Below are 15,269 nucleotides of genomic sequence, written 5' to 3' on the forward strand. Positions count from 1 at the left end.
ATTCCCCCCATCCGCTCTTCGCGCGTCCCTCACTAAAAACTTATTTTACTAGCGCCCGTTCGCCCTCACTCACGGCTAGACGCTGGTCGTGCTGTCGCCGGGCTACAAGCGGCCCCGCGCCACGCTGACCGCGCTGGCGGAGGACCTGGCGAGCCACGGTTACGTCGTCGCCGTGGTCGACCACACCTACGAGAACGTCGCCACCACGTTCCCGGACGGGCGCGTCGCGTCCTGCGCGTCCTGCGCGATCCTCCACGACCCGGACTTCTGGGCGAAGCTCGGCGAGGGCCGGGCGGCCGACGTGTCGTTCGTGCTGGACCAGCTCACCGGGCCGCTGCGCCACCGGCGCGGCGCGAACCTGGTGGACGCGTCCCGCGTCGCGCTGGGCGGCCACTCCGTGGGCGGGGCGAGCGCCCTCGACGCCGCGCGGGCCGACTCGCGCATCCGCGCCGTGATCAACGTGGACGGCACGCTCTCCACGCCCGTGCCGGCCTCGGGCATGTCGCAGCCGGTGATGTTCCTGGGGCGGCAGGACAACTACGCGCCCGGCACGCCCGGCGCCCGGAGCTGGGAGGACGCCTGGCCGGCGCTGACCGGCTGGAAGCGCTGGCTGGTGGTGGCGGGCATGGTGCACCCGTCGTTCACCGACCTCGGGGTCGTGGCGCCGCAGCTCGGCCTCGACTTCGGCGCGGAGGTCGGCGGCGAGCGCGGCGCGGCGATCACCCGCGCGTACGTCCGGGCGTTCTTCGACCGGCACCTGCGCGGCGTGCCGCAGCCCCTGCTCGACCGGGCGTCGGCGCGCTACCCGGAGGTCTCGGTCGTGGCGCCGTCGAGCTGACCGACGAGCACCCGCTTCGCCGAGTGGACGTGCTCCTCGGCGTGGCGGGCGACCTCGGCGGCGTCGCCGGCGGCGAGCAGCCGGACGATCTCCCGGTGCTCGTCCACGACCACCGCCCGGTAGTCGTGGTGCCCGAGCCGGATGCGGGTGAGCTGGAACAGGTGGACCTGCGACCGCACCGCGTGCCACGCCTCCAGCAGCCGCCGGTTCCCCGCGGCGCGGTAGATCGTCTCGTGGAACTCCATGTCCAGGGCGAGCAGTTCCTCGCTCGGCGCGCCCGCCGCCACGCCGCGGGCCATCCCGTCCACGAGCCCGCCGAGGGCGTCGAGGTCGACCCGGCCGATGGCGCTCCGGCCGGCCAGCCCCTCCAGCGCGGCCCGGACCGAGTAGACCTCCTCGGCGTCGCGGGCGGTCAGGTCGATCACCCGCGCGCCGCGGTGCCAGGCGCTGCGCACCAGCCCCTCCCGCGCCAGCACGGCGAGCCCTTCGCGGACCGAGCCGCGGCTCACGTCCAGCGACGCGGCCAGCTCCACCTCGCGCACCGGCGAGCCCGGCGGGAAGACGCCCGCGAAGATCGCCTCCCGGATCAGGTCGGCGGCCTCGTCCGCGAGACCGCGCCGGTCCGCCCTGCGCAGCTCCATGATGTCGAATGTTGACATTGGCTCGGTCGGTGGTCAAGGTGGGTCCATGAGACCTGGTTTCCACCTCGCGGTCCCGGTTGACGACCTGGACGCGGCGCGGGCGTTCTACGGCGGTGTGCTGGGCCTCGCGGAAGGGCGTTCGGCCGAGAGGTGGGTGGACTGGGACTTCTACGGCCACCAGTTCGTGACCCACGTCGTGCCCGGACCGCGCGGCGACTCCGGCCGCAACCCGGTCGACGGCCACGACGTGCCGGTGCCGCACTTCGGGCTGCTGCTGCCGATCCCCGAGTTCCACGCGCTGGCCGACCGGCTGCGCGCGGCCGGCACGGAGTTCGTGATCGAGCCGTACCTGCGGTTCGAGGGCGAGCCGGGCGAGCAGTGGACGATGTTCCTCCGCGACCCGGCGGGCAACGCGCTGGAGTTCAAGGCGTTCGCCGACGAGTCGCAGGTGTTCGCCCGGTGAGCCGCGGCGTCCTGGTCACCGGTGGCAGCCGCGGCATCGGCGCGGCGATCGCGCAGGCGTTCCGCGACCTGGGGGACGACGTGGTGGCACTGTCCTCCTCGGACGTGGACCTGGCCGACCCCGACGCGATCGAGCGAGTCGTCGGCTCCGCCGTGGACACGCTCGGCGGGATCGACGTGCTGGTCAACAACGCGGGCCTGGTGGAGCTGGGGTCGGTGGACCTGACCTACGCGCAGTGGCGGTCGTTGTGGCGGCGCACGTTCGCGGTGAACGTGTTCGGCGCGGCGGACATGTCGTACTGCGTGGCCAGGCACATGATCGAGCGCGGCGTCCGCGGGCGGATCGTCAACGTCGGCTCGCGCGGCGCGTTCCGCGGCGAGCCGGACATGCCCGCCTACGGCGCGAGCAAGGCGGCGCTGCACTCGATGGGGCAGTCGCTCGCGGTCGCCCTCGCGCCGCACGGCATCGCGGTGGCCTCGGTGGCCCCGGGGTTCGTGGCCACCGACCGGGTGGCCTCCATGGTGACCGACGACGTGCGGCGGCAGAGCCCGTTCGGGCGGGTCGCCCGGCCGGAGGAGGTCGCCGCCGCGGTGGTCTACCTCGCCTCGCCCGAGGCCGAGTGGGCGTCCGGCGCGGTGCTCGACCTCAACGGCGCTTCCTACCTGCGAACGTGAACGGAGACGTGGTGAGCCGGTCCGGATCGGTCGGGGTCATGCTGCCCCGCGACCTCGCGCCCGAGCGGGTGCTGCCGTTCGCGCGGCGCGCCGACGAGCTGGGGTTCGACGAGCTGTGGGTGGTGGAGGACCTGGGTTTCCGCGGCGGCGTCGGCCAGGCCGCGGCGGTGCTCGCGGTGACGGAGCGCGTCCGGGTCGGCATCGGGCTGCTGCCGGTGGGCGCGCGCAACGCCGCGTTCGCCGCGATGGAGGCCGCGACGCTGGCCCAGCTGTTCCCCGGCCGGGTGGACATCGGCATCGGGCACGGGATGCCCGGCTGGATGCGGTCGGTGGGCGAGTGGCCGGCCGGCCCGTTGGCGCTGCTGGAGGAGTACCTGGGCGCGGTGACCGCGCTGCTGCGCGGCGAGTCGGTCGAGCCGGGGCAGCACGTGCGGCTGCACGGGGTGCGGCTGGAGGAGGCGTGCGTGCCGGACAGCCCGCCGCCCGTGCTGGCGGGCGTGCGCGGACCGAAGTCGCTGGCCGTGTCCGGGCGGGTGGCGGACGGGACGATCCTGGCCGAGCCGACGACGCCGGAGTACGCCCGTGCCGCGCTGGCGCACATCGGCGCGGGCCGGCCGCACCGGCTGGTGGGCTACAACGCGGCCGTCGTGGACGCGGACGGCGCGGCGGCGGTCGAGGCGGTGCGGTCCGGCCTGGAGTGGATCGGCGAGCCGGACTGGATCCCGCACATCGCGCCGCTGCCGTTCGCGGCGGAGTTCGCCGCGCTGCGCCGGGAGTGCGCGAGCCGGGAGGAGTTCGCGCGCCGGCTGCCGGCGGAGTGGGTGCGGCAGCTCGCCGTGACCGGCACGCCGCGGGAGGCGCGGGCGCGGCTGGAGGAGCTGTTCGCGGCCGGGGTGGACAGCGCCGTGCTGTTCCCGATCGGCCCGGACCCGTCGGCCGCCCTGGAGAACCTCGCGGCGGTGCTCTGAGGCACGCGTCGGGCGCGGGCGACGTCGACTCCCGGGTCGCGCGGGTCTTCCCCGGGACCGGCGGGGGATGCCGATCCGCCGCGGGCCTCCCCGGCGTCGGGCCGACCGTCGCGTGTGGTCAGTCCGACGCGAGGATCAGCTGACGGGCCTTGCGCGTCACGGGAAGGGCGCTGTCGCCGTAGTTGCCCAGGACCACCGCCGTCCACCCGGAGCCGGGGAACCAGTCCAGGTTGGTGGACACGCCCCTCGCGCCGCCGTTGTGGCCGTTGATCCGGCGGCCGTCCACGTAACGCGTGCTCGGCCCGTACCCCTCGAAGAAGTCCGGGCCCAGGGGCCACTTCGGGCTCGCGGCGAGGTGGGTGTGCGCCGCCGAGTGGAGCGCGTCGCGCTGGAACGCGCTCGCGAAGCGCGCCACGTCGGCGGCGGTGGCGAACGCGCCGCCGGCGGGGCCGGCGAGGATGCCCCCGTCGAACATGCCGATCACGTCCGTCCACTCCGCGCCGCCGAGCTTGTCGTAGGGGTGGGCGAGGCGGCGGTCCGCGCGCCACTCGGCCGGGGTGGGGAAGAACGCCGTGGACATGCCGGCGCGGGCGAACACGTGCTCGCGGACGTAGTCGTGGTAGCTCTGCCCCGACACCCGGGCCACGATCTCGCCCAGCACGTGATAGCCGTCGTTGCTGTAGTCGTTCCCGGAGCCCGGGGTGAAGCGCAGCGGCAGGGTCCGGATGAAGGCCGCGGTGCCGGCGAACATCTCGTCCAGGGTCGTCCACTGGTCCTGGCCCGGGGGTCGCGGCGGGTTGATCGCCGGCCGGCCCAGGCCGGACGTGTGGGTGAGGAGCTGGTGGACCGTGACGGACTCGGCGACCTCGGGCCGGAAGCCCGACAGGTAGGTCCCCAGGGACGCGCCGTAGGAGACCTCGCCCCGCTCGGCGAGCTGGTGGACGGCGGTCGCGGTGAACAGCTTGGTGATCGAGCCGAGGGCGAACAGCGTGTCCGGGCCGTTGGGGACGCCCCGCGCCTTGTCCGCCATCCCGTGCGCACGGGCCAGGACGGTCCTGTCCCGGCGCGTCACGAGCACGGTGCCGGAGAACGCGTCCTGCTCGGCGAGCTGCGCGAGGTGCCGGTCGAACTCGCCACCCGGTCGGAAGCCGTCGGGGACGCGGTCGGAGCCGGCGCGGGCCTGTGCCGGGCCGCCGGCGGCCACCAGCCCGCCCGCGACCGAGCCGACCCCCAGCGCGGCGACCACGGTTCGGCGTGACGGCCGGGTCGTCGGGGGCTCGGCGGTGTCCGACTTCGGTGCGTGGTGCTTGGTCATGGCCCGGAGCGTGCCGGGCGTCGGTCAGGATCTTGTCAGGATCGGGCGAGGGCTCCGCTCCTCTGGGCGGATTCACAGGTTCGCGGGCGAGACTCCCGGGCATGCCGGCACGCATCCTGGTCGCCGAGGACGACCGCAAGCAGGCGGAGGTGATCCGCCGCTACCTCGAACGCGAGGGCCACGAGGCCACCGTGGTGCACGACGGGCGCGCCGCGCTGGACCACGCGCGACGACGCCCGCCGGACCTGCTGCTGCTCGACGTGATGCTGCCGGGCCTGGACGGCCTGGCCGTGTGCCGGGCGCTGCGCGCCGAGCGGGACGTGCCGATCGTCATGCTCACCGCGCGGGCCGGCGAGGACGACCTGGTGCTCGGTCTCGCGCTCGGCGCGGACGACTACCTCACCAAGCCCTACCGGCCCAGGGAACTCCTCGCCAGGGTGGCCGCCGTGCTGCGCCGCGCCGCCCGCGTCACGGGGGCCGAGCCGGCGCGGTACCGGGTCGGCGACCTGGTGGTCGACGTGGCGCGGCACGAGGTCCGCGCCGGCGGCCGCCCGGTGGGCACGACGCCGGCCGAGTTCGCCATCCTGGCCTGCCTCGCGGCCGCGCCGGGGCGGGCGTTCACCCGGCAGCTGCTGCTGGAGCGGGTCGGCGGCTTCGACCGCGACGTCACCGGCCGCACGATCGACACGCACGTGGTCAACCTGCGCCGCAAGGTCGAGCCGGTCCCCACCCGGCCGCGGTACCTGCTCACCGTCTACGGCGTCGGCTACAAGCTGGCCGAAACCGCGGGGGAGGGGGACGGCGGTGCGCCGTAGCCTGCTGTCGCGGCTGGTCGGGCTGTCGCTGACCGTGGCGGCGCTCGCGGTCGGCGCGACCGCGGTGCTCGCCACCCGCGGCACGGGCGACCGGCCGCGCGAGGACCCGGCCGCCGACGCGTCGCTGCTGTCGACCGACGGCGGGATCCTCGCCCGGCTGCGCGCCTACGCCGACGAGCACCGCGACTGGACCGGAGTCGACGCGCTCGTGCGGGAGCTGGCGGAGGCCACCGGCCGCCGCATCGCCCTCACCGGACCGGACGGCACGCCGTTCGTGGACTCGGCCGTGCTCCTCGGGGGCGTCCCCGTCGACCTGCCCGCCGCGCCCGCGGCGACGATCGACGCCACCCGCCCGCCGCCCGCCGCCGGCGCGCCGCCGCCCAACGTGGTGGTGCGGGACCCGGCGCTGGGCGTGCACCTCGGGTTCTTCGTCTGGCGGCTCACCGAGGAGGAGCGGCGGCAGCGGCAGGCGCACGTCGACCGGGCGCTGGACTGCCTGCGCGCGACCGCCCACGAGCGGACGGCCGCGCACCGCCGCCACGTCGTCGGTTCGCGGCCGGGTGAGCCGGTGGCGGACCCGTGCGTGCCCGAGGCGCTGGTCGCGCCGTCGGCGGCCGGTCGGGCGCTCGACGAGCGGGCGGTGGACCTGGCCGTCCCCTGCCTGGCCGGGCACGGCCTCGCCTACGAGGTCACGACCGACCCGACCGGGGCACGGGCGCTGCGCCCGCGGCAGGCGGCGACCCCGGCCTGGAGCGGGTGCCTGGAGTCCGCGCGGGCCGAGGCCAAGCGGCCGTACGTCGCCGCGCCCGCCCACCTGTACCTCGGCGCGAGCGACCGGTTCGACCCCTTCTCCCCGGACGGCCGGTGGCGGACGGCGGCGACGGTGGTGGCCGTCCTGCTCGTCGCGGCCGCCGTCACGGTGCCGGCCGGCCGCCGGCTGGTGCGCCCGATCCGCGCGCTGACCGTCGCGGCCGATCGGATGGCGGCCGGCGACCGCGCGACCCGCGTCCCGGTGCGCGGTGACGACGAGATCACCCGCCTCGCCGCCGCCTTCAACACCATGGCCGACGCGATCGCGAGCGCCGACCACCGCCGCCGGGCGCTCGTCGGCGACGTGGCCCACGAGCTGCGCACCCCGCTCGCGAACATCCGCAGCCACCTGGAAGCCGTGCAGGACGGCGTGCTGCCGTTCGACCCGGCGCTGGTCGGGTCGCTGCTGGAGGAGGAGTCCCTGCTGGAACGCCTCGTGAGCGACCTGCACGACCTCGCGCTCGCCGACGCGGGCATGCTGCGCGTGCACCCGGAGGAGCGGCAGGCGGCCGACCTCGCCGAGCAGGCCGTCGCCGCGCACCGCGCCGGGGCGGAGGCGTGCCGGGTGGACCTGCGGGTCGTGGCGGACCGGTCCGTGGTGGTGCGGGCCGACCCGGCCAGGCTGCGCCAGGCGCTGGGCAACCTCGTGTCCAACGCGATCCGGCACACCCCGGCCGGCGGGTCCGTGGTGGTCGCCGTGCGCGGGCACGCGGACGCGGTGGAGTTCGCCGTCGCCGACACCGGGACCGGCATCGCCGCGGCCCACCTGCCGCACGTCTTCGACCGCTTCTACCGCGCCGACCCGTCCCGCAGCCGCGCCACCGGGGGCAGCGGCCTGGGGCTCGCGATCGCCAGGCACCTGGTCGAGGCGCACGGCGGCACGCTCACCGCGGTGAGCGCGCCCGGCCGGGGCTCCACCTTCACCCTCCGCCTGCCGACCGGGGAACCCGTCGACCGCGGAAGGGACCGCGCCTGAGGCGCGACGGGCGGTCAGGGTTGGCGCAGGGCCGCGCCGACGACCGAGGTCACCGCCCGCTGGACGGCGTCCCGCCCCGGCCGCGCGCCGCCGCGATCGGCGAACAGCAGGTGCGCCGTGCCGATGAGGGTCGGCGCGAGCGCCTCGACCGGGGCGTCCGGCGCGAGGCGGCCGAGATCGCGTTCCGCGGCCAGGTAGGTCTCGATCATGGTCACCGCCTCGGTCAGCACCGGGACGCCGGCGGGCCAGGTCTCGCGCAGCCGGGCGCGCAGCTCGTCCCGGAACGTCACCAGGGCCACGATCGCCACCGCCACCGACCCGAACAACGCGATCAGCGCGTCGGTGAGGTTGTCGCCGACCGTGCCGCTGCCCGCGGCCCCGCGCAGGGCCGCGGCCTGGGCGTCCATCCGGTGCACCCGGTCGAGCACGAAGGCCGCCAGGAACGCGTCGAAGTCCTCGAAGTGCCGGTGCAGGACACCCTTGGCGACCCCCGCCTCCGCGGTGACCGCACGGCTGGTCAGCGCGCTGGGACCGTCCCGCAGCAGGATGCGGTCGGCGGCGTCGAACAGCTGCTCGCGGACGTCGCGGATGGCCACACCGGTCGGCACGGCACTCCTCTCGGTTGACGAGTGGGCATCTGCCCACTCATAGTGGGCGCATGCCCACTCTACCGTCGGAACCCCATCGCGCGCGGAACATGGCCGAGTCGTTCGGCGCGGACCCCGAGCGCTACGACCGCACCCGGCCCTCCTACCCGGACGCCGCCGTGGCCGCGATCGTCGCCGCCGCGCCGGGCCCGGACGTGGTCGACGTCGGCGCGGGCACCGGCATCGCGGCCCGCCTGTTCCAGGCGGCCGGGTGCCGGGTGCTCGGGGTCGAGGTCGATCCCCGGATGGCCGCCTGGGCACGTCGGCGCGGCGTCGAGGTCGAGGTGGCCGCGTTCGAGGACTGGGACCCCGCCGGCCGGGTGTTCGACGCGGTCGTGGCCGGTCAGACCTGGCACTGGGTGGACCCGGTCGCGGGCGCGGCCAAGGCGGCGCGCGTGCTGCGGCCCGGTGGCGTGCTGGCCGTGTTCTGGAACGTCGCCCGGCCGCCCGCCGACCTGGCGGCGGCCTTCGCCGAGGTCTACCGGCGGGTGCTGCCGGACTCGCCGCTGACGCGCCCCGCCGGCGGCCCCTCGCCGTTCACCACCGCGGCGGTCGACGGCATCCGGCGGTCGGGGGCGTTCGGCGAACCCGGCGAGCAGCGGTTCGACTGGGAGCGGACCTACACCCGGGATGAGTGGGTGGACCAGGCGCCGACCTCGGGCGCGCACGCCCTGATCCCGCCGGAGAGGGCGGACGAGGTGCTGACCGGCATCGGCGCGGCCGTCGACGCGGTGGGCGGCAGCTTCGTGATGGCCTACACCACCGTCGTGGTCACCGCGGTCCGGTCCCGCTGAGCGGCCGCGTCCCGGGACGGCCGGCGCTCGGGTTACGTTCTGGGCATGACGGACGAACGGTCGCGCGAGGACGGCCGCGGGGCCGAGCCGGACTGGGCCCGGTGGCGGCGTCCCGGCCCCACCCCGGCGCAGCAGCGGCACGACGTCTGGCTCGCGCTGGCGGCGATGGCGTGCACCGTCGTGGTGACGGTGCTGATCAGCAGCATGGGCGCGAGCCCGTGGGACGGCGGGCCGCCGCTGGTCGAGCAGTTCGCCTGGGGTGCGGTGCTGACCGCGCCGCTGGTGGCGCGGCGGCGGTTCCCGCTGGTGGTGCTGCTCGTCGTCGCGGTGCTGTTCATCGTGGCGCAGTCACGGCGGGTCGGGGACAACCTCGTGCCGTCGGTCGCGTTGTTCCTGGCGATGTTCAGCGCGGGCGCGTGGGGGCGAGACCGGACCAAGGCGCGGTGGGCGCGGATCGCGGTCGTCGTCGGGATGTTCGCCTGGCTCGGGTTCGGGCTGGTGCGGTTCCTGGTCGAGCCCGCGCCCGAGTTCGCCCGCGCCTCCGGCCCGCTCGACCCCGTGCTCGCGTCGGTCCTCTACGGCATCGGGTTCAACCTGCTGTTCTTCCTCGCCGCGTACTTCTTCGGCGACATGGCGTGGGTGTCGGCCCGCCGGCAGGCCGAGCTGGAGCACCGGGCGGAGGAGCTGCGCCGCTCGCAGGAGCAGAACACCCGGGGCGCGATCGTCGCCGAACGCGTGCGCATCGCCCGCGACCTGCACGACGTCGTGGCGCACCACGTGTCGGTGATGGGCGTGCAGGCGGGCGCGGCCCGCCGGGTGCTCGACCGCGACCCGGAGCTGGCCCGCGACGCGTTGCGGACCGTCGAGGACACCGCGCGCACCGCCATCGGCGAGCTGCGCGGCCTGCTGGGCGTGCTGCGGGCCGACCCGGACGAGGCGGTCGCCGAGGCGGCGGGCGAGACGTCGTCGCCGGGGCTGGACCAGCTCCCGGAGCTGGCCGAGCAGGCCCGGTCCGCCGGGCTGGAGGTGGTGCACGGCGTGTACGGCGACCCGCGGCCGGTGCCGGAGGGCGTGGCGCTGTCGGTGTACCGGATCGTGCAGGAGTCGTTGACGAACGTGGTGAAGCACGCCGACGCGCGCAAGGCCGACGTGCGGGTGCGGTTCCTGGAGAACAGCCTGGAGGTCGAGATCGCCGACGACGGCCGGGGCCGGGGCAGCGGGGCGGCCAGGGCCGGGTTCGGCCTGGTCGGGATGCGGGAGCGGGTCGCGGTGCACGGCGGGGAGCTGGAGACCGGACCCCGCCGTGACGCGGGCTACCGGGTCCGTGCGAGGTTCCCCGCATGACGACTCCGTTGCGCGTGGTGCTCGCCGACGACCAGGACCTGGTCCGGGCGGGCTTCCGGGTGATCCTCGGCACCGAGGACGACATCGAGGTCGTGGGCGAGGCGCGGGACGGCGTCGAGGCGGTGGACGTCGTCGGCCGGTTGCAGCCGGACGTGGTGCTGATGGACGTGCAGATGCCCGGCATCGACGGGCTGGAGGCGACCCGGCGCATCCTCGGGCCGGACGGCGCGGGCCACCCGATCAAGGTCGTCATCCTGACCACGTTCGACCGTGAGGATTACCTGTTCGAGGCGTTGCGGGCGGGCGCGAGCGGGTTCCTGCTCAAGAACGCCTCGCCGGAGGACCTGGTCGACTCGGTGCGGGTGGTGGCGCGGGGCGACGCCCTGCTGTCGCCGGAGGTGACGCGCCGGGTGATCGCCCGGTTCGCCGCGCCGGGCCCGGCCACCCCCTCGCGCCGGCCGTCGGAGCTGACCGACCGGGAGTTCGAGGTGCTGGTGCACCTGGCGCGCGGGGCGAGCAACGCGGAGATCGCGGCGGCGCTGTACCTGGGCGAGACGACGGTGAAGACGCACGTGTCGCGCATCCTGGCCAAGCTCGGCCTGCGCGACCGCACGCACGCCGTCGTGTTCGCCTACGAGCAGGGGATCGTGGAACCGGGCCGGACCTGAGCGGAGGGCGTCGGGCCGGCCGGTCCCGTGCGCGCCGGGCCTCGCTTCCGGCGGTGCGGTGCGGGCTCCTCGTCCGTCCCGGCGCGTTCCCGGCTCGACGGCCACCCGGCGTGATCGACCGTGCACGTGTCCTCCGCGAGGATGACCCCGGCAGTCGATCTCCAGCCGGACGTTCCGCCCACGTCCGCCGCCTAGCGTTGCGGGCATGTTGACAGTGACGTCGGTCAGCCGGAGTTTCGGCGACCACCAGGTCCTGGACGGCGTGTCCTTCGAGGTCCGCCCCGGTCGCATGACCGGGTTCCTGGGCGCGAACGGGTCGGGCAAGACCACCACCATGCGCATCGTCCTCGGCGTCCTCGCCGCGCACGCGGGCACGGTCGCCTGGCAGGGCTCGCCGGTGACCGGCGCGGTGCGGCAGCGGTTCGGGTACATGCCCGAGGAGCGCGGCCTGTACCCGAAGATGGGCGTCGCCGAGCAGATCAGCTGGCTCGGCCAGCTGCACGGCCTGGACCGGGACACGGCGCGGCGCAACACCGAGCGCCTGCTGGACCAGCTCGAACTGGGCCACCGGGCCAAGGACAAGCTGGAGGAGCTGTCGCTGGGCAACCAGCAGCGCGCTCAGGTCGCCGCCGCCCTGGTGCACGACCCCGTCATGCTGATCCTGGACGAGCCGTTCTCCGGCCTGGACCCGATCGCGGTCGAGACGGTGCTCGGCGTGCTGCGCGAGCGGGCCGCCAACGGCGTGCCCGTGCTGTTCTCCAGCCACCAGCTCTCCGTGGTGGAGCGGCTGTGCGACGACGTCGTGATCATCTCCGGCGGCCGGATCGCGGTCGGCGGCGCCCGCGACGAGCTGCGCGCCCGGTACGGCACCGCGCGGTTCGAGCTGGTCGTGGCCTCCGACGCCGGGTGGGTGCGGGACGTGCCGGGCGTGCGGGTGGTCGACGTCGACGGTCCCCGCGTGGTGTTCGAACCGGACGGCGACCCGGGCGCGGACCAGGTGGTCCTCGAAGCCGCCCTGCGCCGCGGCTCCGTGCGCAGCTTCACCCCCGTCGTGCCGACGCTCGACGAGATCTTCAAGGAGGCGATCTGATGACCGGCGTGACGGAGCAGGGCGGCGGGTCCCGCGGTTTCGCGGCGGCCACCCGGCTGGTCGCCGAGCGGGAGATGAAGACGTTCCTGCGGGCCAAGGGTTTCTGGATCGGCCTCGCGGTCATCGTGGTCGGCCTGTTCGCGATCTCCATCCTGCCGACGGTGCTCGGCGGCGGTGAGACCAAGGTCGCCGCGGTCGGCGACGCCGCCGGGGTGCTGACCGACAGCGGGCTGGAGGTGCGCGAGGTCGCCGACGTGGCCGCCGCCGAGGCGCTCATCCGCTCGGAGGAGGTCGAGGCGGCGGTCGTGCCCGACACCACGGGGGAGTCCGCCACGGGCGTGCGCGTGCTGGCGCTGTCCGACGCGCCGACCGACGTGCTCGCCTCGCTGAGCACCGCGCCGCCGGTGGACCTGCTCGACCCGGCCGAGGTGGGCCAGGGCCAGCGGCAGCTCGCGATCATGGTGTTCTCGCTGGTGTTCCTGATGTTCGGGATGAGCGGGGTGGCGATCGCGCAGAGCACGGTGACCGAGAAGCAGACCCGCATCGTGGAGATCCTGGTGGCGACGGTGCCGGTGCGGGCGCTGCTGGCGGGCAAGATCGTGGGGCACTCGCTGCTGACGATCGGCCAGGTGGTGGTGATCGCGGTGGCCGCGCCCATCGCGCTGCGGCTGGGCGGCCACTCGGAGCTGCTGTCGCTGATCGCGCCCGCGCTGGGCTGGTTCGTGCCGTTCCTGGTGCTGGGGTTCGTGCTGCTGGCCGCCATGTGGGCGGTCGCCGGGTCGCTGGTCAGCAGGCAGGAGGACCTGGGGTCGAGCATGAGCCTGGTGATGATCCTGGTGATGGGCCCGTACTTCGGCGTGATGTTCTTCTCCGACAACGTCACCGTGCTCACGGTGCTGTCGTTCGTGCCGTTCTCGTCGGCCATCGCGATGCCGGTGCGGCTGTTCACCGGGGAGGCGGCGGTGTGGGAGCCGCTGCTGGCGCTGGGCCTGCTGGCCGCGAGCGTCGTGCTGATCGTGCTGCTGGCGAGCCGGGTGTACTCCGGGTCGCTGCTGCACACCGGCGGCAAGCTGGCGCTGGCCAAGGCGTGGGCGCGGGAGCAGTAGGGGGGTTCGCCGCGCTCACCTCGGACGTCCCGGCCGGGCGGCTCACGCCCCGCCGGGACGTCCCGTCGTGTGCGCCCGTCACGCAAAGTTACGGGCAACGGGCCGTCCCCGGTCGCCGTATAGGGGGTGACCGAGTGGAGGAGGTGTCACGTGCCCGATCGGGACCGCGAGTTCCGGGCCTACTTCGAGGCACGGGCGGCCGTCGTGCGGCGGACCGCCTACTTGCTGTGCGGTGACTGGCACCGGGCCGAGGACCTCGCGCAGGTCGCGCTGGCCAAGGTGTACGTGCACTGGGGACGCCTGGACCGGGACGGACGGGTCGACGCGTACGTGCGCAAGGTGCTGGTGCGGGCCGTCATCGACGAGTCCCGGTGGCGGGGCCGGCGGCCGGAGACGGTGGTCGAGGCCGTGCCGGAGGTCGCCCGCACGTCGACGGGGGTCGAGGAGGCCATGGACGTGCGGCGCGCGTTGGCGGCGCTGCCGCCGCGGCAGCGGGCCGCCGTCGTGCTGCGGTACTGGGAGGACCTGCCGGTCGCGGAGACGGCGGCGGCGCTCGGGTGCAGCGAGGGAACGGTGAAGAGCCAGGTGTCCAAGGGCCTGAGCGCGTTGCGGCGCGCGCTGGCGACCAGGCCGACCGTGCTGTGGGAGGGCTCGTGAGCGACGAGGTGCGGGACATGATCCGGACTGCGCTGGCCGACGAGCCGGGGTTGGGCCTGGAGTTCGAGCGCGTCGTGGCGGACGGGCGCAGGCGGCGGGCCCGGCGGCGGCTCGGGGCGCTGTCGGCGACGGCGGCCGGGATCGTCGCGGCGGTCGCCACGACCGCGGTCGTGACCGGCGGGTCCACGCGCGAGCCGGCCCCGCCCGCGGGGGTGCTGTCGCCCGCGCCCACGACGACCGCCACCGCCTCGCCGGGCTGCGTGGTGCCCGCGATGACCGGCGGTTTCGCCGACCAGCCGCGCGGCACGGCCACCCCGGAGGAGCTGGCCGAGTCGGGCCGGCTCACCGACGCGGTCCGGCAGTCGCCGCTGCCGCTGCCGCCCGGGGTGGAGGCGACCCCGTTGACGTTGTGCGTGGTCGCGGAGAGCTGGGGCGGCGACTTCCGGCTCGGCGACCGGACGGTCGTCGTGTACGTCCGCGCGCTCGGCGGTCAGCCGGCCGGCGAGTGCGTGTTCTTCGACGAGGGGACGCGGTGCTCGACCCGGACGCTGCCGGACGGCTCGACGGCGCGGGTCACCGTCGAGCCGGGCGCGGAGGCGGTCCTGGTCAGCGCGGACGTGTGGCGGGCCGACGGCACGTTCGTCCACGTCGTGGAGACCGGCGGGACGGGCTCCACGACGAGGGTGCTGACCGACGACCAGCTCGTCGCCCTCGCCGCCGCGCCGCAGCTGCGGGTGCGGTGGCAGGGGCGGCCGGTGCCCGCCGACCCGTCCGACCGCCGCGCGGCCGAGCTGGACCCGGTGCTGGCGGGCGCGCTGCCCGCCGGGTTGGCGGCCGAGCCCGTGGCCGCGGGCGACGAGCCCCTGCGGTTCCGCGTCCGCCAGGGCGGCTACCGCGCGTTCGCCAACCTGTCCGACGCGGCCGGCCGGGGCTGGCTCATGGTGACCGTGGAGAAGCCCGGGGAGGGCGAGGTGAGTTGCCCCGCCGGGACCACGTGCCGCCTGGTGGACCTGGCCGGCGGTCGGCGGGCGGCGCTGACGACCGGGACGGACGGCGGCCTGACCCGGCTCGCGCTGCACGCGCGGGCGGCGGACGGCAGTCGGCTCACCGTCCACACCTCCAACGCCGCCGTCGCCGGGGACGGCAGCGAGTCCGGCACCCCGACCCGCCCGACCCCGCCGTTGGGGGAGGCGGACCTGATCCGGATCGCGGAACTGCCCGACCTGCACTGGTGACGGCGGCCGACCCGCGGCCGCCCGGCGTGGTTCACCCGGCGTGGTTCGCCCGGCGTGGTTCGCCCGGCGTGGTTCGCCCGGCGTGGTTCGCCCGGCGTGGCCGACCGCCTGCGGACCACCCGGCGTGGCCGATCCGGTGCCGCCGACCGGTGGGCTGATCGGTGTGGTCGATCGGCGTGGCGGGTCCGGTGCGGGTGACCGGGCGGTGCGGACGCGGGACAGGGGTTG

The 15,269-nt window shown here is 75.6% G+C and carries 16 protein-coding genes; 13 read left to right on the forward strand and 3 right to left on the reverse strand.

The genetic code is table 11. From position 1 onward, the window contains the following. The first annotated feature begins 88 nt into the window (after nucleotides 1-88). Nucleotides 89-838, forward strand: a complete 750-nt coding sequence (locus tag ACFXGA_RS21655; RefSeq protein ID WP_378090585.1) for an alpha/beta hydrolase family protein — start codon at nucleotides 89-91, stop codon at nucleotides 836-838. On the opposite strand, the gene ACFXGA_RS21660 is transcribed toward ACFXGA_RS21655, so the two are convergent. Continuing rightward, nucleotides 802-1,479, reverse strand: coding sequence for a GntR family transcriptional regulator (locus ACFXGA_RS21660; RefSeq protein ID WP_378090588.1), 678 nt, complete (start codon nucleotides 1,477-1,479; stop codon nucleotides 802-804). The two genes, ACFXGA_RS21655 and ACFXGA_RS21660, sit on opposite strands and share 37 nt — an antisense overlap. A gap of 46 nt (nucleotides 1,480-1,525) precedes the next feature. Here ACFXGA_RS21660 and ACFXGA_RS21665 point away from each other — a divergent pair, with 46 nt between their 5' ends. From ACFXGA_RS21665 to ACFXGA_RS21675, 3 genes are read left to right on the forward strand one after another with little or no spacing between them, the layout of a single operon-like run. Then, nucleotides 1,526-1,942 (forward strand): VOC family protein, encoded by a 417-nt coding sequence (locus tag ACFXGA_RS21665; RefSeq protein ID WP_378090590.1) that lies wholly within the window; start codon nucleotides 1,526-1,528, stop codon nucleotides 1,940-1,942. Further along, nucleotides 1,939-2,616 (forward strand): SDR family NAD(P)-dependent oxidoreductase, encoded by a 678-nt coding sequence (locus ACFXGA_RS21670; RefSeq protein WP_378090592.1) that lies wholly within the window; start codon nucleotides 1,939-1,941, stop codon nucleotides 2,614-2,616. The genes ACFXGA_RS21665 and ACFXGA_RS21670 overlap by 4 nt, the downstream gene beginning before the upstream one ends. Nucleotides 2,617-2,627: 11 nt before the next feature. Beyond that, a complete protein-coding gene (locus ACFXGA_RS21675; protein ID WP_378090594.1) occupies nucleotides 2,628-3,584 on the forward strand; it encodes an LLM class flavin-dependent oxidoreductase in 957 nt (318 codons plus the stop codon). Nucleotides 3,585-3,702: 118 nt separating this feature from the next. On the opposite strand, the gene ACFXGA_RS21680 is transcribed toward ACFXGA_RS21675, so the two are convergent. Then, nucleotides 3,703-4,899 carry a serine hydrolase domain-containing protein gene (locus ACFXGA_RS21680; protein WP_378090596.1) on the reverse strand — a complete coding sequence of 399 codons (1,197 nt, stop codon included), beginning with the start codon at nucleotides 4,897-4,899 and terminating at the stop codon, nucleotides 3,703-3,705. A gap of 101 nt (nucleotides 4,900-5,000) precedes the next feature. Here ACFXGA_RS21680 and ACFXGA_RS21685 point away from each other — a divergent pair, with 101 nt between their 5' ends. Then, nucleotides 5,001-5,714, forward strand: a complete 714-nt coding sequence (locus ACFXGA_RS21685) for a response regulator (protein WP_378090598.1) — start codon at nucleotides 5,001-5,003, stop codon at nucleotides 5,712-5,714. After that, nucleotides 5,704-7,500, forward strand: coding sequence for a sensor histidine kinase (locus tag ACFXGA_RS21690; RefSeq protein WP_378090600.1), 1,797 nt, complete (start codon nucleotides 5,704-5,706; stop codon nucleotides 7,498-7,500). Before ACFXGA_RS21685 ends, ACFXGA_RS21690 begins: the two co-directional genes overlap by 11 nt. Before the next feature lie 14 nt (nucleotides 7,501-7,514). On the opposite strand, the gene ACFXGA_RS21695 is transcribed toward ACFXGA_RS21690, so the two are convergent. Continuing rightward, nucleotides 7,515-8,108 (reverse strand): TetR/AcrR family transcriptional regulator, encoded by a 594-nt coding sequence (locus ACFXGA_RS21695; RefSeq protein ID WP_378090602.1) that lies wholly within the window; start codon nucleotides 8,106-8,108, stop codon nucleotides 7,515-7,517. 50 nt (nucleotides 8,109-8,158) lie between these two features. Here ACFXGA_RS21695 and ACFXGA_RS21700 point away from each other — a divergent pair, with 50 nt between their 5' ends. The 7 genes from ACFXGA_RS21700 to ACFXGA_RS21730 all read left to right on the forward strand — a co-directional run bounded on the left by ACFXGA_RS21700 (nucleotide 8,159) and on the right by ACFXGA_RS21730 (nucleotide 15,041). Further along, complete coding sequence (locus tag ACFXGA_RS21700) at nucleotides 8,159-8,941, forward strand: class I SAM-dependent methyltransferase (RefSeq protein WP_378090604.1); 783 nt, start codon at nucleotides 8,159-8,161, stop codon at nucleotides 8,939-8,941. Between the two features lie 45 nt (nucleotides 8,942-8,986). Next, entirely contained in the window at nucleotides 8,987-10,285 is a 1,299-nt protein-coding gene (locus ACFXGA_RS21705) for a sensor histidine kinase (RefSeq protein ID WP_378090606.1), read from the forward strand. Continuing rightward, entirely contained in the window at nucleotides 10,282-10,953 is a 672-nt protein-coding gene (locus tag ACFXGA_RS21710; RefSeq protein ID WP_378090608.1) for a response regulator, read from the forward strand. The genes ACFXGA_RS21705 and ACFXGA_RS21710 overlap by 4 nt, the downstream gene beginning before the upstream one ends. 205 nt (nucleotides 10,954-11,158) lie before the next feature. Continuing rightward, nucleotides 11,159-12,043, forward strand: a complete 885-nt coding sequence (locus ACFXGA_RS21715) for an ABC transporter ATP-binding protein (RefSeq protein WP_378090610.1) — start codon at nucleotides 11,159-11,161, stop codon at nucleotides 12,041-12,043. Continuing rightward, on the forward strand, nucleotides 12,043-13,149 hold the full coding sequence (locus ACFXGA_RS21720; protein ID WP_378090612.1) for an ABC transporter permease: 1,107 nt from the start codon (nucleotides 12,043-12,045) through the stop codon (nucleotides 13,147-13,149). The genes ACFXGA_RS21715 and ACFXGA_RS21720 overlap by 1 nt, the downstream gene beginning before the upstream one ends. A 150-nt stretch (nucleotides 13,150-13,299) precedes the next feature. Then, a complete protein-coding gene (locus tag ACFXGA_RS21725) occupies nucleotides 13,300-13,806 on the forward strand; it encodes a SigE family RNA polymerase sigma factor (protein WP_378090614.1) in 507 nt (168 codons plus the stop codon). A gap of 17 nt (nucleotides 13,807-13,823) precedes the next feature. Continuing rightward, a complete protein-coding gene (locus tag ACFXGA_RS21730) occupies nucleotides 13,824-15,041 on the forward strand; it encodes a hypothetical protein (RefSeq protein ID WP_378090617.1) in 1,218 nt (405 codons plus the stop codon). Nucleotides 15,042-15,269 lie beyond the last annotated feature (228 nt).

The organism is Actinosynnema sp. NPDC059335 (assembly GCF_042752395.1).
In the GTDB taxonomy this organism is placed as follows: Bacteria; Actinomycetota; Actinomycetes; order Mycobacteriales; family Pseudonocardiaceae; genus Actinosynnema.